At 56.8% G+C, this 19,630-nt stretch carries 15 protein-coding genes; 5 read left to right on the plus strand and 10 right to left on the minus strand.

Translation table 11 applies throughout. The features are described from left to right. Positions 1–139 precede the first annotated feature (139 nt). From CKW31_RS28175 to yaaA, 9 genes are all read right to left on the minus strand, one after another. Positions 140–1,261, minus strand: a complete 1,122-nt coding sequence (locus CKW31_RS28175; RefSeq protein WP_095102231.1) for a mannuronate-specific alginate lyase — start codon at positions 1,259–1,261, stop codon at positions 140–142. 8 nt (positions 1,262–1,269) lie between these two features. After that, a complete protein-coding gene (locus CKW31_RS28180) occupies positions 1,270–2,709 on the minus strand; it encodes an alginate biosynthesis protein AlgX (protein WP_095102257.1) in 1,440 nt (479 codons plus the stop codon). A gap of 13 nt (positions 2,710–2,722) precedes the next feature. Then, positions 2,723–4,345, minus strand: a complete 1,623-nt coding sequence (algG, locus tag CKW31_RS28185; protein ID WP_095102233.1) for a mannuronan 5-epimerase AlgG — start codon at positions 4,343–4,345, stop codon at positions 2,723–2,725. Positions 4,346–4,371: 26 nt separating this feature from the next. Further along, positions 4,372–5,859 (minus strand): alginate export family protein, encoded by a 1,488-nt coding sequence (locus CKW31_RS28190; protein ID WP_095102235.1) that lies wholly within the window; start codon positions 5,857–5,859, stop codon positions 4,372–4,374. Continuing rightward, a complete protein-coding gene (gene algK / locus CKW31_RS28195; protein ID WP_095102237.1) occupies positions 5,856–7,274 on the minus strand; it encodes an alginate biosynthesis TPR repeat lipoprotein AlgK in 1,419 nt (472 codons plus the stop codon). The genes CKW31_RS28190 and algK overlap by 4 nt, the downstream gene beginning before the upstream one ends. A gap of 1 nt (position 7,275) precedes the next feature. Then, on the minus strand, positions 7,276–8,445 hold the full coding sequence (locus CKW31_RS28200; protein WP_095102239.1) for an alginate biosynthesis protein Alg44: 1,170 nt from the start codon (positions 8,443–8,445) through the stop codon (positions 7,276–7,278). A 42-nt stretch (positions 8,446–8,487) separates the two neighbouring features. After that, positions 8,488–9,969, minus strand: coding sequence for a mannuronan synthase (alg8, locus tag CKW31_RS28205; RefSeq protein WP_095102241.1), 1,482 nt, complete (start codon positions 9,967–9,969; stop codon positions 8,488–8,490). A gap of 106 nt (positions 9,970–10,075) precedes the next feature. Continuing rightward, complete coding sequence (locus tag CKW31_RS28210; RefSeq protein WP_027898936.1) at positions 10,076–11,392, minus strand: nucleotide sugar dehydrogenase; 1,317 nt, start codon at positions 11,390–11,392, stop codon at positions 10,076–10,078. A 933-nt stretch (positions 11,393–12,325) separates the two neighbouring features. Then, positions 12,326–13,105: a peroxide stress protein YaaA gene (yaaA, locus tag CKW31_RS28215; protein ID WP_095102243.1), complete on the minus strand. Its 780-nt coding sequence runs from the start codon at positions 13,103–13,105 to the stop codon at positions 12,326–12,328. 332 nt (positions 13,106–13,437) lie between these two features. On the opposite strand from yaaA, the gene CKW31_RS28220 reads away from it, so the two are divergent. The 5 genes from CKW31_RS28220 (at position 13,438) to moaE (ending at position 17,612) form a co-directional block, all read left to right on the plus strand. Continuing rightward, on the plus strand, positions 13,438–14,574 hold the full coding sequence (locus CKW31_RS28220; RefSeq protein ID WP_095102259.1) for a polysaccharide deacetylase family protein: 1,137 nt from the start codon (positions 13,438–13,440) through the stop codon (positions 14,572–14,574). 332 nt (positions 14,575–14,906) lie between these two features. After that, positions 14,907–16,301, plus strand: coding sequence for a PhoH family protein (locus CKW31_RS28225; protein WP_087268972.1), 1,395 nt, complete (start codon positions 14,907–14,909; stop codon positions 16,299–16,301). 128 nt (positions 16,302–16,429) lie between these two features. Continuing rightward, a complete protein-coding gene (gene moaC / locus CKW31_RS28230; protein ID WP_095102245.1) occupies positions 16,430–16,918 on the plus strand; it encodes a cyclic pyranopterin monophosphate synthase MoaC in 489 nt (162 codons plus the stop codon). After that, a complete protein-coding gene (locus CKW31_RS28235) occupies positions 16,915–17,160 on the plus strand; it encodes a MoaD/ThiS family protein (RefSeq protein WP_095102247.1) in 246 nt (81 codons plus the stop codon). Before moaC ends, CKW31_RS28235 begins: the two co-directional genes overlap by 4 nt. Before the next feature lie 2 nt (positions 17,161–17,162). Continuing rightward, the gene (gene moaE / locus CKW31_RS28240) at positions 17,163–17,612 is read left to right on the plus strand and encodes a molybdopterin synthase catalytic subunit MoaE (protein ID WP_095102249.1); all 450 of its coding nucleotides are present in this window, start codon (positions 17,163–17,165) and stop codon (positions 17,610–17,612) included. A gap of 132 nt (positions 17,613–17,744) precedes the next feature. On the opposite strand, the gene rhlB is transcribed toward moaE, so the two are convergent. Then, positions 17,745–19,235 carry an ATP-dependent RNA helicase RhlB gene (gene rhlB, locus CKW31_RS28245; RefSeq protein WP_095102251.1) on the minus strand — a complete coding sequence of 497 codons (1,491 nt, stop codon included), beginning with the start codon at positions 19,233–19,235 and terminating at the stop codon, positions 17,745–17,747. Positions 19,236–19,630 lie beyond the last annotated feature (395 nt).

Below are 19,630 nucleotides of genomic sequence, written 5' to 3' on the forward strand. Positions count from 1 at the left end.
ATGTGGGGGTTAACGCGTTACCTGTAGGAGCTGCCGAAGGCTGCGATAAGGTCGGTACGACCTTCGAGCAACTCCGAAATCAGCGACTGCTCCGCAGCCGATCGCAGCCTGCGGCAGCTCCTACAGTTTTAATCGTGTATCAACCGCCTTTGTCGCCCTTCTCATGCTCAGGGTCGTAGACCTTGGTCAGGTCACCGCCCAGGCGGAAAGTCTTGAAGGGTTGTTTTTCGTGCTTGTCTTCAAGCACTTCAGGGCTGCAGGTGTAGAGCGAGCAGTACGGTTCGAGCCAGGCAAATTTCGGATCCTTCTTGAGGTCCGTCATGTCCTGTTTTTCACCGTTTTTAGCAGCGAAAGCTGCCGGGTCTTTCACGCCAGACAACACGCGGTCAGCCAGACGCTTCAAAGCACCGTTGTTTTCCGGACGCACATCTACACCGTTTGCCTGCGCAAAGCTGGCGATCATCGCCAGTGGCGGCAAGGCGTAGTTGTGATAGGAAAGGGCACGTTGACGACGCTTCATCTCGTTCGGCAGATAGCCTTCCGAATCGACCTGATTGGCGGCGACTTTGAATTCTTTGATCGCCCAGTCGAACAGGTCCTGACGGTTGGTGGCGACAGCGGTTGCCATCACCGACCATGCGGCCCAGTAAGAGTGGTTGTTGATTTTTTCCAGCGGCAGGTTGCTCCAGTCACTGACGACCTGGTCAGCCAGTTTGCTGAACCATGCCTCAATGATTTGCGCGTCCGCTTGACGGTTGGCCAACGGATGCGAATCGGAGAACTTCAAGCGCAGGTAAGCGGAGGACATGCTGCCCAACGCCCATTTGCGCATCGACTTGCCGGTGTGGTTGAAGTCCTTGGACTCCAGCGCATCGGCCTTGGCCCAGGTCGTCATCATGTTCAGCGCACAATCGAGCTGCTCGGGACGACCATCGCGCATGTACTGCATCACGACTTTGCTGACGCCACGCTCAAGGGTGGTGATGTCTTTTGTCGCACTGCGAAATGCTTCTTCGGACTGTTCGTTCAGGGTCGCACGCGCCTTGTCCGAACCTTCGTATTTGCTGCGGAACACCAGCTTGTCGGTGTAAGGCTTTGGAATGGCGTCACAGCTGAAGTTGTGGTCGCCGGTTTTCATTTTTTCGATCGGAGCGTCGTAGCCTTTCGGCGGCACGAGGTTCGCGGCGCTGGCGGCCCCGGCGCCACCGGCCATGATGGCCAGTGACAGCAGGGTAGGTAACATCAGTTTCGGAGTGTGCATAGGTAGCCTCATAACCCGGCTTGCGCGGTTCGCTGCGCAGTGGCTGGGAACACGTTGCGTTTGCATACTTTCGCTTCGACTTTCTGGGGTGCAGTGCCCGCTTCCGGACCCTGGATTTCCAGTGCGAGCAGTTGCTGGTCAGCCCAGTCCTGATCTGTTCGCAGTTCGAAGGAGAAGCGCCCGTCTGTATCGGATGTTTCCGGTTTTTCGATTTTCAGATCTTCGTGACGACCGTTCATGTACCAGAGTCTGGCTTGCAGGACTTTTACCGAAGTGTCGGCAAAACGGATGTCGATCTGATTGCTGCCATTGCGAATGTCCTTGATTCCATTCTTGCCGTTGACCAGCACTTCGTTGTTGCCGGTTTTCAGCGTGGTGCTTGCACTCATCAGCGCAGGTTTGCCTTCGCAGCCGTTATCGAGCAGCGACATCATCTGGCGGTAAATGGTCTCCTGGTCCAGGCGGTACAACGGCGAGAATTCCCAGATCAGGATTTTTGGTGGACGTTTCTGGAAGTCTTCACTGCCCAGGTACTGCAGCATCGAACCTTCCAGGCCACCGCCCGGGAAGGCGACGTTGAGGATGTCGGCACCGATGTACTCTTGCAGGAAGCCGGCGAAGTTGTAGTTCTTGCCGCTGTGACTGGTACCGACCAGCGTGATTTCCGGGTTGCCGGAATCACTGAACAGGTCGCCGTCACCAGCCTCGCCTTTAGGCTCGGTGGTGAACTGGTCCATGTACTGGATCGCGTAGGTGTTGCCGCACAGTTGTGCCGCCATGTTGTGCAGGGTACCGGTCTTGCCCATGCGTCCCGAAACGTGGCTTTCGAATTCACGCTTTGGAATGTCGGCGTAGCCCGGGATTTTCTTCACGGTTTCGGCAACGATTTTCGCAGTGCGCTGGGCGCCGTATGGCGTCCAGTGCTGGTCACCACGGAAATAGAAATCATGAGCCTGTTGTTCGTTGGTCAACGGCGACAGATCCGGAACCCAGTAGCCCATCTTGTCGAAGCGACCCAGCATGGCCTTGTAGTTGGTCAGCGCTTTTTCGTAGTCGAACTTGTCGCGTTCGGCAGGGAACAGTTTGTTGCGATCCACCAGGCCACGGGTCGGCTGATAGACCACCACCAGTTCAACGCCTTTGCTCTTGAAAGCATCGTGCAGCTGTTGCATGCGACGATAGCCTTCCGGCGTGGTGTTGAATTCGGTACGCAGGTCTTCCTGGGTACGGAACAGCCAGTCACCTTGCGCCTGCACCAGCGTGGTGAAGTTCTGCTGGTAGCGCGTGGTGTAGTTTTTGGCGTCATGCGCTTGCGGGCACAGCTGGCAGCATGGCTCAGCGGTGAAGTTGGGCGCTTGCAACTCGTCTGCACGTGCGCCGCTGCTGATAGCCATCAGTGCTGCGGTCAGGCCGGACAGGCTGAGTAATTTGATCAAGTGTGCATGCATAAACATTACCTTCTCAGTCCTGAAGTTCTTTCTGGCTTTCGACCGGATCGATCAGCACGGCTTTCTGTTGGCGTACCAGCAGGTCAAGGATTTCATCCTGACGTTCGCCCAGAATGCCGGCGAAGCTGATACCGCTGTTCTTGGTCGGAGCCAGCATCGCCACTCGGTAGAGTTCGATACTCAGTGGCGAATCGATCGACAGTGGGCCCGAGTTGTTACCGGTCAGCTCGCCGCCGACAACAATCAGCGACACCTTGGATTCGAACGGGTCGAGCGCGATGTCGCGGTCGGTGTCGCTCAGATCCTTGATGTGGCCGTAGACACCCAACAGACCGTTGGCCATGGCGATGTTCTCGTAAAGGCGGATGTTCACGCTGTTACGAACGCGTATGCCGTGACGACGGTTGGCGATCACTTTGTTGCCCCACAGCAGGTTGTCGCCGCTTTCATACAGGGTGATGCCGTCAGTGTGGTTCTGGTAAACCTCGTTGTAGGCAACGATGTTATTGACGCTGTTACGGTCCAGAACCATGCCGGACAACTTGTTGTTGTGGGTCTTGTTGTTGAAGATGAAGCTGTCGTTCACCTCACGGGAAATAATGATCCCGTGCTTTTTCTTGGTGCCGTAGACGTCGTTTTCGGCAATGATCAGACCGTGGGAACGGTCGTGCGGGTCGATGCCGTAAACGATGTTGTCGCGGTAGGTGCTGCCTTTGACCACGAAGTCTTTGGTTTCATAGCAGTAGAAGCCGTACCACATATCCGAGAATTCCGAGCCGACGATCCAGCCGGTCGGATCAGGCTTGTTCATCTCTTTGACCATGTTTGGCGTGTACTGGGAAATACTCACACCGTAAGACTTGCTCTGGTCGTAACCCAGGCTCGCCATTTTGGTGTTGATGATGTAGACCTCGGAGCCACCCCAGGACAGCAGGAACGGACGGAATTCATCGGGCTTGCGGAAGGTCGACGGTGTGTTGTCCTTTTCGCGCCAGCCATTCATCTGGGTGTCGCTCATGAACAACTTGCCTTCGACGACCAGGAACGCACCTTTCTCTTGTGACAGGCGCAGCTCCTTGGTTTTCTTGTTGGCTTCGAAGATGCCGGTAGCCTTGACCAGAATCGGCAGGCGAGCCACGTAAGTGCCTGGCGATACTTCGCTCAGGTACTGTTTCGGGACTTTTTTCGCCAGATCCTGAACCGTCACATAGCCGTCTTCGATGATGATTGCCTGTGGGATGCCTTGTTGGCGGGCAACCCATTCGGCCATCTTGTTATCGCCACCGATGAACTCTTTCAGACCCACTTCCGACATCATTCTGGCAACCCGAACCTTGCCCGCTTTGGTGCGGACAATTTTCTTGGCAGCGGCTTCGGCGGTGTAGCCGGAGAGGTCTGGCAGCGTAGGTTTTTCCAGATGCAGTGTTTCCACTGGCGGGCTGCTGATGGTGTAGGTTTTTGCTTCCTGCAATTCCTTGACCACTGCCGCGCCGTTCACCGGAGCCGGCACCGGGTTGACCGGCACTGTGGCGGCCATGGCGGAGCTGGCGAGCAACAGCGCGCCGCTCAGCACTGCGCTTTCGAGCAGTGCTTGTGGCCATGCGCGGTTGCGCAGACTGCTTGCTTGACTGTTCATCTCATCGCACTCCTTTCGCGGTTGCATCAGAAGCGCCAGATGACGTCGACAATGGCGCGGTGCATGTAGCTGTCGACTTCGCTGCCATAGGCATCACCCGGTTTGAAGACACCGGCACGCAGACGGACGAGCGCTGAAGGTTCATCCATCGACTGGCTGATTGCCGCAGGCAACAGACCGCCTTTGAAGTATTTGGTCACGACCAGGTCCATTTCCTGACCCAGGTCTTTTTCGCCATCGGTAGTCAGTGGCAGGGAGGAAAGAACGCCTGGACGATCTTCATCCTGGCCAACAGCGTTGATGCCCGAGGTACCGATGCGCGCATTGCCATCGGTGCGGCGGAATTTGTGGTAGATCAAAGAAGCGTCGTATTCATCCTGCATCTGCCAGGAGGCGAACAGCGAGCCGCTTTCCACGTTGGCCATTTCGCCCTGGAAGGCTTCACCGAAGCGGTGGATGCGCGAGCGTGTGCCGGTCCAGTTCGAGCGGTTGGATTCCAGACCGTTCTGTTCGTATTCCTTGCTGGCACGCGAGTAGGCGGCGCCGACTTGCCATTGCGGGTCCAGACGGAAGCGCAGACCCAAGTCAGTGGCCCAGCCATTGACGTTGTTGTTGGTCTTGTCACCTGCCAGGTACGTGCCGTCTGGCTGTGCAGTGGTAGCGATCTGGCTGCGATCACCGGACAGCCAAGTCAGGCTGCCCCAGTAGTTGATCGGGTTGATGTTGCGATAGTTGTAGGCATCGCTGTTGGCCTGCAGGCCGAGCCAGGTCAAGTCGCCATTGGAGGTCTTGTCCAGGTCGTCGACTTGTTCGCCCGGCTTCTTCAGGTTGCCATCGTCCTGGCTGTGGTGTGCGCGCACACCGGCCCATTGACCTGGCATCCACTGGTAGCTGACGTCGCCGAAGATGTGTTTACGGTCTTCGTCTTGCGCGGACAATTCAGTCAGGTCAGTGCGGTATTCGCTGAAGCGTTGAGCCACGCCCACATCGGCTTTGAGCAGGGTGGTGTCAAAGACCCAGTTCACGGCTTCGATGTTGGTGTCGTGCCATTGGCCGTCGTCGTTGCGCAGACGCTGACGACCGACTTTGAGTATCTCGCCGGGGTAGGCGGTGAAGCCGCTGTAACCAATCCAGAATTCGCGCAAGGCCAGATAGCTCTTGTCGACTTCGCGCTCGCTGGCGTTGCCGCGAGCCTGAGTAGTTTGCTGGCTCTCAGCGTCGGTTTGCTCAAGAGGGTCAGTCTGAATGGTGTCAGTGGCAGTGACCACTTGACCCATCGCGTAACCGCTCCAGTCGCCACGTTCGCCATAGACCCAAGGACGCAGGTCCAGACCGATACCGTTCACATCGCCACCGGAGCGCGTGCCCAGGTCGCGGTCGTCTTCGGCCTGGCCGCTGATTTTAACTTCCAGACCAAAGTTTTTCTCTTCAGTCAGCGCCGCCAGTGTCGGCGTGGCCCAGAGCAGGGTAAAGCCAAGACCCAAGCCAGCGGCCATCAGGGGATTCAACTTCATAGTGGTGCGTCCTCGCCGTCTTCTTCTTTCAGGGCTTGAATGGCCAGCGCGTTTTGGCTGGTGATGCCCCGGACGTTTTTCTCTTGCTGCAACAGCCGTTGGGCGGTGGCGAGTTTTTCAGGGGGCAGGGCGGTACTGATTTCCTGCGCGAGATCAGTGGCAGCCGGCGTCGGCGTTGGAGCCTGAAGCGCCAGTTGGCTGAAGACCCAGGCATTGACCGGGTTAGGCATGGTGCCTCTGCCCTGGGAGAACAATTGGGCAATGGCAAAGTCCGCGCTGTTCTGGCCGCCACGTGCAGCGATCAGCAGTTCGTCCAGTGCTTTTTGCGATTCAACCTTGCCGAGGTAGCCACGGCGGTAAATCTGGCCCAGGTAGTAATGCGCGGAGAGCTCACCACCGGCGGCGGCTTTTTTCATGTGCTCTTCGGCTTTGAGTGAATCAGCCGGTACCCATTTACCTTCGTAGTACAGGCGACCCAGCAACAGTTCGGCGCGGGGTTGGTCCGCAGCGCGACCGTTGTCCAGGTATTCCATCATCTTGTTGACGTCGCCCAGTTCGGGGAAGTCGTAAAGCAGTTTGGCCAGTGTTACCCAGGAAGCGGGGTAACCCGGTGCAACCTGTTCAAGCAATTGCTGAGCAGTTTTTTCGTCGGGAGTACCGATGGATGCGTCACCCAACACACGGGCTACGCTGTCAACACGCTGGGCGCCGACGCCGCCCACGGCGTAAGCACTTTTCAGTTGCTCGACCACGGCGGTGCGTTGTTCGTTCTGACCACGTTTCTGATAGACCGTCACCAGCTCGACGTAGCAGATGTCGACTTTGCTCAGTGCGCTTTTGCAGATGTTTTCCACATCATCCAGGTGCTGGTCGTAAGTGCCTTGGGTGCGGTACAGCAGCACTTGGGCCAGACCGGCTTCCGGATAACCCTGTGCACGCCACTCGCTGATTTTCTGCTGGGCATTCACGTTCGGAAAGCTGTGCGGGAATTGCAGGTAGAGCATGGCCAACGGCGTCAGCGAACTGGTGTCGCCACTGGCGAATGCCTTTTTCAACAGGCTTTCCGCTTCGTGGTGTTCAGCTTCGGTCGCACCCGGTTTGGTCGCCAGCAGGCGACCCAGACGGGCCTGAGCGCGCGGCGAGGTTTCAGCCGCAGCGCGATAAGTGGCTTCAGCTTCCTTGATGCGCTGCGGATCACCGCTTTGCACTGCGATGTCAGCCAGGCCTACCTGTGCATCGCTGTAGCCCAGGTCCGCCAGTTGCCGATAGTTTTGTTCTGCCAGAGCGGTATCGCCGTTCTTCAAGGCTTCATTGGCCAGGCGTTCATCGGGCAGACCGGCGCAACCGGTCAACGCGATGGCAACAGCCAGGCTCAATAGGGTAGGGCTCGACAATCGTTGTAATGGGCTACGCATGTTAGAGACCCGCGGCCATGGCTTTGTCGATCAGCCAGTTCATCGATGGACCACGATCGCTGGTGACTTCAACCGGACGGCCAGCCAGGGAAGTGTCCAGCACTTCGTCAGGCTTGATCTGTACGCGGATATCGGTAGCCAGATCGGTTTCGCTCAGATTGGTGCTGCTGACGATTTTGCCGCTGCGCACGTTGTCTTCACCGGCCACCTGGAAGTTCACGCGGGTGCCTGGCTTGACGTCGTTGAACTGGCGATAGGTAAAGCGGGCTTCAACATTGGCAGCGGTGTTACGCGGTACCAGTTGGAAGATCACCTGGCCTTTGGCAGCGAACTGACCATCGGAAACCAGTTGTTTGGCGATCACGCAGTCGCATGGGCTGGTGAGGGTGCCGGCCATTTGCTTGCCGTAAAGTTCTTCGATTTTTGCGGGTTGCAGGTCGTCACCGTTCAGGCTGCCCTTGAGCATTTCCAGCATGCTGGTGTTGAACGAGGCCATTGGTGCGCCTTTGGCGACCGGAGTGTTGACCGCCACCAGGCTCTGCACGGTGCCTTCGCGTGGCATGGTCACGTCCATGGCTGGCAAGGTCACCAGGCCGGCCGAGGAGTGGCTGACGAAGTACAGGCCGTAAACGGTTTTGAAGATAAAGCCGAATGCTGCCAGACCGACGATGAAGATGCCGAGGGTGAAGGTCACTGCGCGCAGGCGACCCAGAGCGCTCATGCCGTCGCCGCTGCCTTTCACCTTGCGTGCTTTGGTGAAGTTGTCACGCTGCAGGGTAGCGAGCACTTCACCCATGCTGACGATGTCGCCGCTCAGGTGCGACGTGATCAGGTGACGCAGGGTGGCGATGTCTTGTGCTTCCAGATTCTGGAACTGGCAACCTACGCGGCCGGTGGAAGGATCAATGGAGCGCACCTGCATCTCAACGTCCATGGCCAGGCCAAGGTTGTCGATCAGGAACTGCAGACGCCCTTTGATAACTTCTCCTGCCGTTGGGCGCTGCTGTGCAGGCGCGACGAAGCTCAGGCCGCCAGCGGACAAGTCTTCAACTTGTACCAGAGGCGCGTTCGGGGCTTCGAGCAAGCGCAGCTTGGCCGGGATTTTGACCCGGGCGTGTTGGCGCTGGGCTTCGGATTCATGTACGACGTTTGCATTCACGGCTGTGTTCATGGCTAATTTTTCCTACTTAAGCGATTAATCCGTTGGCCCGGTTTAAACCATCGTCAACAGCACTGCGACGAAGATGGTGCCAGCCGAGAAAGTCATGGTCCGGGAAGACCAGGTGTTGAACCAACCCTGGAAGCTGGCCATGTCGCGGCTGAGTTTGGTGTCTTGGCGCGTCCAGGACTGGCGGTCCAGGCGGAAGAAGACGTAGATCTTCATCAGTGCGCCGACGATCTGGTTGTAATAAAGAATCACGGGGTAGGCCGGCCCGATGTTGTGCCCTGACAAGGACAGCAGCAGGGTCAGGATCAAGCGAGTGATACCGATCCACAGCAGATACATCAGGATGAACACACCGCCGTATTTGAAGCTGGCGATGATCGCAACGGTGAGGCCGAGAATGGAGGTCCACATCGACACACGCTGGTCGAACAGCACGATGCTGGTGAAGATCCCCAGACGGCGAACGCCCAGACCCAGTGCACGTGAGTTCTGACGCAGGTTGTTGCCGTACCAGCGATACATCAGTTTGCGGCTGGCCTTCAAGAAGCTCTTTTCCGGCGGGTGCTCAACGGTGTTGATCGTGGCGTCCGGCACGTAAAACGTGTCGTAGCCAAGACGCATCAGGCTGAACCAGCTGGACTTGTCATCACCGGTCAGGAACTTGAACGTACCCAGACGCCAGTGATGCAGCGAATCGCTTTCAACGTCGGCGATGAACTCAGGGTCAGTCACGACTGTGGCGCGGAACACTGACATACGACCGGTCATGGTCAGTACGCGCTTGGACAGGGCCATGGAGCACATGTTGATGTGACGCTGCGCGAAACGCAGTTTGTGCCACTCACTCATGATGTAGCCGCCGCGCACTTCGCAGAACTCGTTGGTGGTCAGACCGCCGACGTTGCCGAACAGCTGGAACCACGGAACGGTTTTGCGGACCACGCCTTCAGACAGCACGGTGTCGCCATCGATCACAGCGACCACAGCACGGTCGTCCGGCATGTGCCGGGAAATTGCGCGGAAGCCGAAAGCCAGACCGTCGCGTTTACCGGTACCGGCAATCCGCACGAAGTCCAGTTTGACGTGAGCAGGCGGGTTGGCCTTTTCCCACATCGCTTTGACCAGCAACTCGTCTGACATTTCTACCAGGGAGCAGACCACGGTGGTCGGGAAGCCGCATTCAATGGCTTCGCGAATAACCGAGCTGTACACCTGGGCGGTGGTCAGTGCATCAATACGAAAGCTGGTGACCATCAGGAACACGTGAGACGGGTCCGCCGACTTGCCCAGCTTGCGCACTTTGCGACGCAAGTGCGGGTAAACGATGTAGAGAAAGATCATGCCGCGCACAAAGTGCGTAGCGCCCATCGAATAGCGCCAGATGCCCACGGCGCCAATCAGGAAAATAAAGTTCTTCGACTGTGAGTCGAAGATACTGGTAGGCAACGCGGTTGCGAGTGCCCCTAATAAACTCAGGTAGAACAACCAACCTGCGGCCTGTAGTAGACCATGCTTAAGCCTGTGCATATCTGGTATCCCTAGGTCAGTTGCAAGCTTCAAGCTGCAAGCCCCAAGTGGGGGTTGCAGCCTGAACTTTTGGCTTGCCGCTTTAAGCTTGTAGCTTGCCGCTGGTTTACCAGCAGATACCTTCAGCGCTAGCGTTTTCGGCAGTAGTGGTGGTCATGAAGCCGACCAGGTCCACAATCTGCTTGCCCGCTGGAGCCTTGTCGGCCAGGGCGCGGAAGCGCTCATCACGGTTGCCCAGGATGATCACGTCGGCGTGCTCGATCACTGCGTCGAAGTCCGAGTTCAGCAGGGACGAAACGTGCGGGATCTTGGACTCGATGTACTCTTTGTTGGCACCGTGAACACGAGCGTATTCAACGTTGCTGTCGTAGATGCTCAGGTCGAAGCCTTTACCGATCAGCATTTCAGCCAGCTCTACCAGCGGGCTTTCACGCAGGTCGTCAGTACCGGCCTTGAAGCTCAGACCCATCAGCGCAACTTTGCGAGTGTCGTGGGCAGCCACGATGTCGAAAGCGTTCTGAACCTGGGAAACGTTACTGCGCATCAGCGAGTTGAGCAGAGGTGCTTCAACGTCCAGGCTGCCAGCACGGTAGGTCAGGGCGCGGACGTCTTTTGGCAGGCAAGAACCGCCGAAAGCGAAGCCTGGACGCATGTAGTACTGGGACAGGTTCAGTTGCTTGTCCTGGCAAACCACTTCCATGACTTCACGACCATCGACGCCGCACGCTTTGGCAATGTTGCCGATTTCGTTGGCGAAGGTGACCTTGGTGGCGTGCCACACGTTGCAGGTGTACTTGATCATTTCGGCAACAGCGATGTCCTTGCGGATGATCGGTGCGTCGAGTTCTTCGTACAGAGCTTGCAGCACGTCGCCGGACGCTTTATCGAACTCGCCGATAACGGTCATTGGCGGGTGATCGTAGTCTTTGATCGCGGTGCTTTCGCGCAGGAACTCAGGGTTCACTGCAACGCCGAAGTCGACACCGGCTTTTTTGCCGGAGCAGTCTTCGAGGATTGGGATCACAACGTTGGCAACAGTGCCCGGCAGAACGGTGCTGCGTACAACGATGGTGTGACGGGTATCTTTTTCACGCAGTACGAAGCCGATTTCGCGGCAAACGGATTCGATGAAATCGAGTTCCAGGTCGCCGTTTTTCTTGCTTGGAGTACCAACGCAGATCATCGACACGTCAGTGGCGCGAATGGCCTCGGAAAAGTCCGTGGTGCCGCGCAGTTTGCCAGTGCGGATACCTTTGTCCAGGAGCTCGCCCAGACCAGGCTCTACGATTGGCGATTTGCCGTTATTGATAAGGTCGATCTTGGCGCTGGAGATATCAACACCAACAACATCATGACCCCGCGCAGAAAGGCAACCGGCACATACTGCACCGACGTAACCCAAACCAAAGATGCTGATACGCATCGTACTCTCCTCGATTTACACGCCATTAAGTTGGCTGGATATTGAATTTTGGCCAGCAGGTATCGCGCACTCGGAAGTGTGACTTAAAGAAGTCGCACAACAAGTACAGGCATATTTAAAAAAGACGAGTGCCAGAAGTAACTAAGGCAATCTCAAATACTGCTGAGTCTTGAACGGCAAGTAACCTGGCTGAGACAGCGACAGGGCCTCGCTCTGGGATGTGGTAAACCACTCCTTTAGGTGCTAACGCTGTCTCGATGCTGACAGGCCCGGACCAGAGCCTTAGGCTGCCATGCCTCAATGTCGCGCTCTGCACTTGAACAGTGCTTTGCCATACGACTAAAACTTTGTAAGTGTGAGCCAATCTCCCGACTGCCTACCGCCGCTGATCCTGGGATCAGTGTGATGAACGGCAACTTCCACATTTTCTACACCCCTTGTAAGTGATCTCTCACAAGGAAGGCGAGAATTGTTACGGGATGTAGGAGCGTTTGATTTCGGGATAAGTTCCGGGCCACTCGTCCTCTTTTTGAGAATTTTTCTTTTTGAGAGCCCGGATAGAGTGATTTCACAGTGATGTCATCTGTGCTGCAGGCCTTGTTCCATAAGCCTTCTAGCGGGTTCAGTGTGAGGGCGCTACTACTGGGGAAAAGCCAAATGCTACTACACAAAAAAATTGTTAATTTTTTGAGAAAAACACTAACTAAAAAAAAGTGACTTTTAGTTGGCGACAGTAATTTGTCAAAGTGCAATTTGCACGGGGGTTATTAGAGGATAAATAGCGTAGTGGCGGGGATAAACTTGCCTTAAACGGGTTAATACGAATGTTGTGGAATGGCTTTGACCGGAAAAGCAGGCTTTCGGGCAGGGGAAATGCCGCGAAAGCGCCAACCTCTTGCCCGGTCAAAGTGGGTCCTCCAACGGAGGGAGGCGCTACGATTCGGGCGTGTCGCGCAGGAATACCAGTCGGGTCGCCGTTGACTGCTCTTTACTGAAGCGGTAACCCCCGACGTCGAACTCTTTAAGTGCATCCGGCGTGTTGATTTTTTCCGATATCACGAAGCGGCTCATCATGCCCCGCGCCTTCTTGGCGTAGAAGCTGATGATCTTGTATTGACCGTTTTTCAGGTCTTTGAAATCGGTGTCGATGATGCGTGCGTTTAGTGCTGGACGTTTAACGGCAGAAAAATACTCGTTGGACGCCAGGTTCAACAGCAGATCATCGCCTTGTTCTGCCAGCGCCTCGTTCAACCACTCGCTGATCCGATTGCCCCAGAACGCGTACAGATCCTTACCACGGCCATTGGCGAGCTTAGTGCCCATCTCCAGCCTGTAGGGCTGCATCAGGTCCAGTGGGCGCAGCAGACCATAAAGGCCGGACAACATGCGCAAGTGATCCTGGGCGTAGCTGAGTTCGGCTTCACTCAGTGTTTCGGCTTGCAAGCCGGTGTACACGTCGCCTTTGAACGCCAGCAGGGCCTGTTTGGCGTTCTCAGGCGTGAACGCTGGCGTCCAGCTGCCGAAGCGTGCGGCATTGAGTCCTGAGAGCTTGTCAGAAAGGTGCATCAATTCGCCGATCTGCGCGGGCGTCAACTCGCGCAGGATCTCGATCAGTTCCTGGGAGTGATCCAGATACTGCGGCTGGGTAAAGCGTTCGGTCGTCGGCGGGGTTTCGAAATCGAGGGTTTTTGCCGGGGAAATCACCATCAGCATAGGGTCGTCTCCTTTAATCGTCGGGCGATTCTAGGGGCTGTTGCTGGCTGACTCCAGCTATGGTGGCGATAGGGTGAGCAAAGAGGTTCACATGGACGATGTCATGTAACGACGTGGAACCGGCTTTAGCCGGGAAAGCGGTAATCCTGACGGTCAATTTTTGGTGACTTTACCGGCGTATTCCCGGCTGAAGCCGGTCCCACGTCGCATATCGACTTGCAGATACATCCCGAATCCCCCACAGGTTCAAGCCAGCTCCTGCCAAATCAGCCACCCAATATCAGCTATAGTGCGGCGCTTATCCGGGTTCGATGTTCAGGGGGCGAGTGGTGTTGCGTAAGTTTCTAGCAGTGTGCGCGTGTCTGTTCAGCGTTCAGGCCATGGCGGTGCCGCCTCCGGTCGCCACGATTGACCGCAGCCTCTGGCCTGAGCGGCTGGAGTCGCCGGATCTTTTCGACGTGGCATCCCGTGCGGAGATTCTCGGCTTTGCCCACGAGTTACTGGCCAGCGAAGCGCTGGACGAGGAGGGGCTCAAAAGACGTCTGGGGCTCAGGTACGTCAACGTGCCATCACTCAATCTGCTTCGTCACCGCCTCTGGAATCGTTTGCTGGAGGGTTACCAGAGCGCGCAATTGAGTTGCCCTCAGGATGCATCGTTCTGCGTGCTGGTTGAGGACATGGACCAGCTGCGCCAGCGCGCCGCCGAATTCACCATCGCCAGTGATTCATTCTACGCCAACTGGGCTGCGCCAAGTGCTGCCTTTCATGAGCGCTATCTCAACGAACTGATGTACATGGCGGCGTTATTCCCGCAAACCAGCAGTGAAGTCGCCCTTTATAACTCTGATGAGTTGAGTGGCGATCAGATGGCCGACCGTACCTTTCAGATGAATTTCGAGGGTGGCCCTACCGGCGCTGACGGGGGCACCGACTGGCTGACTGACTTCATGCGTCAGCAGAAGATGAACGCGACGTTCTTTGTATTGGGTAAAAACCTGCAGGAACGCCTCGCCGCCAGTAACGGCACCGCGTTGCAATCGCTTTATCGTCTGCAATGCGTCGGCATTCAGGGGTGGGAATATCGCTCCCACAGTCAGTGGCTGGAGTGGCAAGACTCGGTGCGTCGAAGTGAAGGCCTGACCCAACAGCTGCTACCCGACAACTTCATCCCGTTGTTCCGTCCTCCCTACGGCCATCGACGTGCCGACAGCGGGCAGTTCTTCCGTGATCAGAATCTGCGAGTGTCGCTGTGGAATATCGATGCGCAGGACAGCAATGGGCGACTGACGTCCGAGCAGATTACAGACCGGGTTGTGAACCTGATGCTGCTGTGGCGGCGCGGGACCGTGGTGTTTCACGACGCCAGTGCGAGGGTGCAGTCGGCAGTGCCGCTGTTACTGGCAAACACCGCGCAGAGCGAGTTGATCTGGGACGATTGCCATAATATCCCTGACAGGCCCGCAGAATAAGGACTTGCGTTCATTTTCAGGGAGGGATGAGGCGAATTTTCCGACGGATTCGGGTAGAGCGGACTTCCGACTGTAAACGGGCTTGGGCAGGTCGCCAAGGGCTATTCGTCATACTGTGAAATAAACTTCAAAAAACTGTCAAAGTGCTTTTTTCTGTCATGTGTTTTGCGGTATTACCACTATCAGACCGCCGAAACCTGCAACACAGGTGGCGTCCTCCAAGACTCCATCTTGAGCATTTCTCTCCTGCCTTAAGGAGAGAGCCCGGCGGCCTTTTCGTGGCGCAGTGTGAGTGGTTCTGCGTCGCCTGGCTTTTACAAAGGTGAGCGAGTATGGATGATCACGGACGCACCCCTTCTTCTAACCAGCCAATCCTTTACGTGCTCGATACCAACGTACTGATTCACGATCCAAATGCACTGCTGAATTTCGAAGAACACCGCGTCGCCATCCCCATGACCGTGCTGGAAGAGCTGGACAAGCTCAAAGCCGGTAAACATTCGGTTGCTGCCGAATGCCGTCAAGCCATCCGCCTGATCGACAAGACACTGGGCGAAGCCACGCCTGAAGAAGTCGAGAAGGGCGTACCCATCGACCGTGGCACGGGAGTCTTCAAGGGCTTCCTGTCGATCATGATGAGCAAACGCGAGGAGCCCAACAGCCTTCTGCCTGAACACCTCAATGACAACATCATCATCAACCAATTGATCGACCTGCATGCGCGCGACAAGGACTTGCGTCTTGTGCTGGTCACCAAAGACATCAACATGCGTCTCAAGGCGCGTGCCTGCGGAATTGCCGCCGAGGACTACAGCACCGACCAGTTGGTCGACGACGTATCAATGCTGTCCCGTGGTTATCACAATGTAACCGGCTCCTTCTGGGACCGGGTCAGTAAAGTCGACACCCGTCAGGATCACGGCCGTACCTGGCACCGGGTGCAAATGACTGAAATGCTGCCGTCGGTACACATCAACGAGTTCATCATTGATGAGCAAGGGTTTGTCGGCTGGGTCAAAGGCGTCAAGGCCGACGAACTGATGATTCTGGACATGCATCAGGAACCGTTACTGCACCAAGAAGCCTGGGGTCTCAAACCGCGTGATATCTACCAGGGCCTGGCGCTGTTTGCCTTGCTTGATCCCGATATCCATCTGGTCAACCTGTCCGGCGCTGCCGGGTCGGGTAAAACCATTCTGGCGCTGGCCGCTGCCATCGAGCAAACCATGGTCAGCAAGCGTTATCGGCGCATTATCGCCACTCGTAGCGTGCAGGGTCTGGACCAGGAAATCGGCTTCCTGCCCGGCACCGAAGCAGAAAAAATGGAGCCTTGGCTTGGCGCCATCACCGACAACCTCGAAGCCTTGCACATGGATGACGAAAACACCCATGGCAGCGTCGATTACATCCTCAGCAAAGTGCCGTTGCAGTTCAAATCCCTCAATTACATACGAGGTCGCAGCTTCCAGCAGAGCCTGATCCTGATCGACGAGTGCCAGAACCTCACCCCGCACCAGATGAAAACCATCATCACCCGTGCCGGTGCCGGTTCAAAAGTGGTGTGCCTGGGCAACCTGGCGCAGATCGATACCCCATACCTGTCCGCCACCAGTTCCGGGCTGACCTACCTGACGGAGCGCTTCAAAGACTTCCCGAACGGCGTGCACATCTCGCTGCAAGGCGTGCCACGCTCAATCCTGGCTGAATATGCGGAGTCGCATTTGTAGCAAGCCGAGCCAAGCCGCAAGCGTCAAGCTTCAAGCCGCAAGCCCGGAGTGAGTGGGCTTGTAGCTTGAAGCTTGTAGCTTGCGGCTTTTACTCCCTACAATCCCCGCTCCTGTTCAGGAGTAACGCTGTGCTCACTCATCTCGATTCTCAAGGTCGCGCCAATATGGTCGACGTCACTGACAAAGACGTGACGTTCCGTGAGGCGGTGGCCGAAGCTCTGGTTCGTATGCTCCCTTCAACTCTGCAAATGATCGTCAGCGGTGGGCATCCCAAGGGGGATGTGTTTGCCGTAGCGCGTATTGCCGGGATTCAGGCGGCGAAGAAAACCAGTGATCTGATCCCTCTGTGCCACCCGCTGATGCTGACCAGCGTCAAAGTCGAACTGACGGCCGAGGGTGAAGACGCCGTACGTATTGTCGCCCGGTGCAAGCTGGCCGGGCAGACCGGTGTGGAAATGGAGGCACTGACCGCCGCCAGCGTCGCAGCGTTGACTATCTATGACATGTGCAAAGCGGTTGATCGCGGCATGGTCATCGAAAACGTTCGCCTGTTGGAAAAGCTTGGTGGCAAGAGCGGCCACTTCATTGCCGACGAAACGGCACCGGAGGCTCCATGAGCATCAGCGTCCAGTATTTCGCCCGTTACCGGGAAGCTCTGGGGCGTGACGGTGAACAGGTCGACGGCGAGTTCGCCACAATCGATGCGCTGCGTCTGCATTTGCTTGAGCGTAATGGAGTTTGGCAGGTATTGGCTGAGCAGAACCTGATGTGCGCTCGCAATCAGGAGCTGTGCCAGCTGGACGAGCCGTTGCAGGCCGGTGACGAAGTGGCGTTCTTCCCCACCGTGACCGGAGGCTGAACATGGCTATTCGGGTTCAGGCGGAACCGTTCGATCCGGGCTTTGAGGTCAACGCGCTGCATGACGCTAATGTCGGCGTCGGTGCGGTGGTCAGTTTTGTCGGCTACGTGCGGGATTTCAACGAAGGGCGGGAAGTGTCGGGGATGTTTCTGGAACACTATCCCGGCATGACCGAAAAGGCTTTGGGCAAGATTGTGCTTGAGGCTGAACAACGCTGGCCTTTGCTCAAGATGGAAGTGCTGCACCGTGTCGGCACGCTGGAGCCGGGTGAGCCGATTGTGTTTGTCGGGGTTGCCAGCGCGCATCGTCAGGCAGCATTTGAGGCCTGTGATTTCGTCATGGACTACCTCAAGACCCGTGCGCCGTTCTGGAAGAAGGAAAACACGTCAGAAGGGCCGAAATGGGTCGAGGGGCGGGCGAGTGACAAAGCAGCGGCGGGGCGGTGGAAATAGTGCGCTGCAGATCGACACAACTCTGACGTGGGACCGGCTTCAGCCGGGAAGGCGGTGTTTCTAGCCATGCAACTTCATTGACTGTACTGGCCTCTTCCCGGCTGAAGCCGGTCCCACGTCGATTGCATCAAGTCAGATGGTTTGCGCTGGCTTGCGCACTACTGCCCGCAACAACTCGGTCGGCGGTGTTTCGCAGCTGATCTTGCGACCCAGTTTCTCTTCAATCGCAGGCAGTTGATAAGAGTCGTCTTCACCGGCGAAGCTGATCGACACGCCTGCTGCGCCCGCGCGGCCTGTACGGCCAATGCGGTGAACATAGTCATCCGGCACTTCCGGCAGCGTGAAGTTGATCACGTGGCTGATACCGTCGATATGAATCCCGCGACCAGCGACGTCAGTGGCAACCAGTACGCGAATCTTGCCTTCGCGGAAGCCTTCCAGGGTCTTGATGCGTTTGTGCTGCGGTACATCGCCTGATAGCTGCGCGGCGTTTACGCCATCACGCACCAGACGTTCTTCGATGCGGCGTACTTCGTCCTTGCGGTTGGCAAAGACCATCACGCGTTCCCAACCGTTGTCGTTGACCAGGTTGTAGAGCAACTTGTATTTGTCGGCACCGGCCACTGCATAGATATGCTGCTCAACGTTTTCGCTGGCAACGTTCTCGGCTTCGATTTCAACGATGGCAGGCTCGGTGGTCCATTGCTTGGCAAGGTTCATCACATCTTCGGTGAAGGTCGCGGAGAACAGCAAAGTCTGGCGTTCGCCCTTGTGTGGCGTCTGACGAATGATCGAGCGCACCTGCGGAATGAAGCCCATGTCGAGCATGCGGTCGGCTTCGTCGAGGACCATCACTTCGACCATGTCCAGGTGCACTTCGCCGCGCTGATTGAAGTCCAGCAAACGGCCCGGAGTGGCGACCAGAATGTCGCAATGACGGGCTTCAAGCTGTTTGAGCTGTTTATCGAAGTCCATGCCGCCCACGAACGTCATGACGTTCAGGTCGGTGTACTTGGTCAGGTCGGCAGCGTCCTTGGCGATCTGCACCACCAGCTCCCGGGTCGGGGCGATGATCAAGGCGCGAGGTTCGCCCATATAGCGCTCTTTGGGCGGAGGCGTCTGGGTCAGTTGCGAGATGATCGAGATCAGGAAGGCTGCCGTTTTACCGGTACCAGTCTGCGCACGGCCAATGGCGTCCTGGCCCTTGAGGGTGAACCCCAGCACCTGCGCCTGAATCGGCGTGCAATAAGGGAAACCGAGGTCTTGAATCGCGTGCATCAATTCGGGGGCGAGGGCGAAGTCGTGGAAGCGGGTTTTGCCTTCCTGAGGTTCGACCACGAAATCTTCCAGCTTCCAGGGAACGACCACCGGCTTGGGCGCACGTTCGCGACGTGGGCGCTCGGGCCTGGGTTTGGCGACGGCAATGTCTGCCGTTTCAGCCTGTGCGCTCGGCTCTTTATCGTCTGCACGGGGTTGGGCAGGAGCTTTGGCTGCAGCGCTGCGATCCCTTGAATGGCCTTCAGTCTTGCTTTGCGGGGCAGGGGAAGGAGTAACAGGGCCAGCGGCGAGCGGCTCAGCCTCGCTTTTTCCGAACATCTTTTTAAGTGCTTTGAGCACGGTCATCTCGTCAGTTGGTTAAGGAATGTACGCCGAGCAGTGTAAAGCAAGAATCATGCGCGGCGTAGTGTCATGCCAAACGGGCTACATATGCCCGGATTTGTGGGACCGGCTTTGACCGGGAGAGCGGTGTTCCCGGCTAAGAAGATGTATCGCCAGTACTGGGCTCTTCGCGGATAAAGTCGCTCTTATCGAACAAAATATAACCACTTAATTTGGAATGCTTTTCTGTAGATACCGTCTTGACCCTCATCGAGCAAGCGCGATGTCAGGGTCATAGGGTTTCCCCGACTTGAGCACTCCGTACACCAGATGCAACAGCTTGCGCATGGCCGCACATATGATTTCCTTCGGGGCCTTCCCGTTCGCCTTCATGCGTGTTTTGAGGGCCATAAGGACCG

This window comes from Pseudomonas sp. Irchel 3A5 (assembly GCF_900187575.1).
In the GTDB taxonomy this organism is placed as follows: domain Bacteria; phylum Pseudomonadota; class Gammaproteobacteria; order Pseudomonadales; family Pseudomonadaceae; genus Aquipseudomonas; species Aquipseudomonas folii.

What these genes read in the sequence shown, in the direction of transcription:
- CKW31_RS28175 (WP_095102231.1), bottom strand. Translation starts at nt 1,261, where the DNA reads ATGCACACTCCGAAACTGATGTTACCTACCCTGCTGTCACTGGCCATC.
- CKW31_RS28180 (WP_095102257.1), bottom strand. Translation starts at nt 2,709, where the DNA reads ATGCATGCACACTTGATCAAATTACTCAGCCTGTCCGGCCTGACCGCA.
- algG (WP_095102233.1), bottom strand. Translation starts at nt 4,345, where the DNA reads ATGAACAGTCAAGCAAGCAGTCTGCGCAACCGCGCATGGCCACAAGCA.
- CKW31_RS28190 (WP_095102235.1), bottom strand. Translation starts at nt 5,859, where the DNA reads ATGAAGTTGAATCCCCTGATGGCCGCTGGCTTGGGTCTTGGCTTTACC.
- algK (WP_095102237.1), bottom strand. Translation starts at nt 7,274, where the DNA reads ATGCGTAGCCCATTACAACGATTGTCGAGCCCTACCCTATTGAGCCTG.
- CKW31_RS28200 (WP_095102239.1), bottom strand. Translation starts at nt 8,445, where the DNA reads ATGAACACAGCCGTGAATGCAAACGTCGTACATGAATCCGAAGCCCAG.
- alg8 (WP_095102241.1), bottom strand. Translation starts at nt 9,969, where the DNA reads ATGCACAGGCTTAAGCATGGTCTACTACAGGCCGCAGGTTGGTTGTTC.
- CKW31_RS28210 (WP_027898936.1), bottom strand. Translation starts at nt 11,392, where the DNA reads ATGCGTATCAGCATCTTTGGTTTGGGTTACGTCGGTGCAGTATGTGCC.
- yaaA (WP_095102243.1), bottom strand. Translation starts at nt 13,105, where the DNA reads ATGCTGATGGTGATTTCCCCGGCAAAAACCCTCGATTTCGAAACCCCG.
- CKW31_RS28225 (WP_087268972.1), top strand. Translation starts at nt 14,907, where the DNA reads ATGGATGATCACGGACGCACCCCTTCTTCTAACCAGCCAATCCTTTAC.
- CKW31_RS28235 (WP_095102247.1), top strand. Translation starts at nt 16,915, where the DNA reads ATGAGCATCAGCGTCCAGTATTTCGCCCGTTACCGGGAAGCTCTGGGG.
- moaE (WP_095102249.1), top strand. Translation starts at nt 17,163, where the DNA reads ATGGCTATTCGGGTTCAGGCGGAACCGTTCGATCCGGGCTTTGAGGTC.
- rhlB (WP_095102251.1), bottom strand. Translation starts at nt 19,235, where the DNA reads ATGACCGTGCTCAAAGCACTTAAAAAGATGTTCGGAAAAAGCGAGGCT.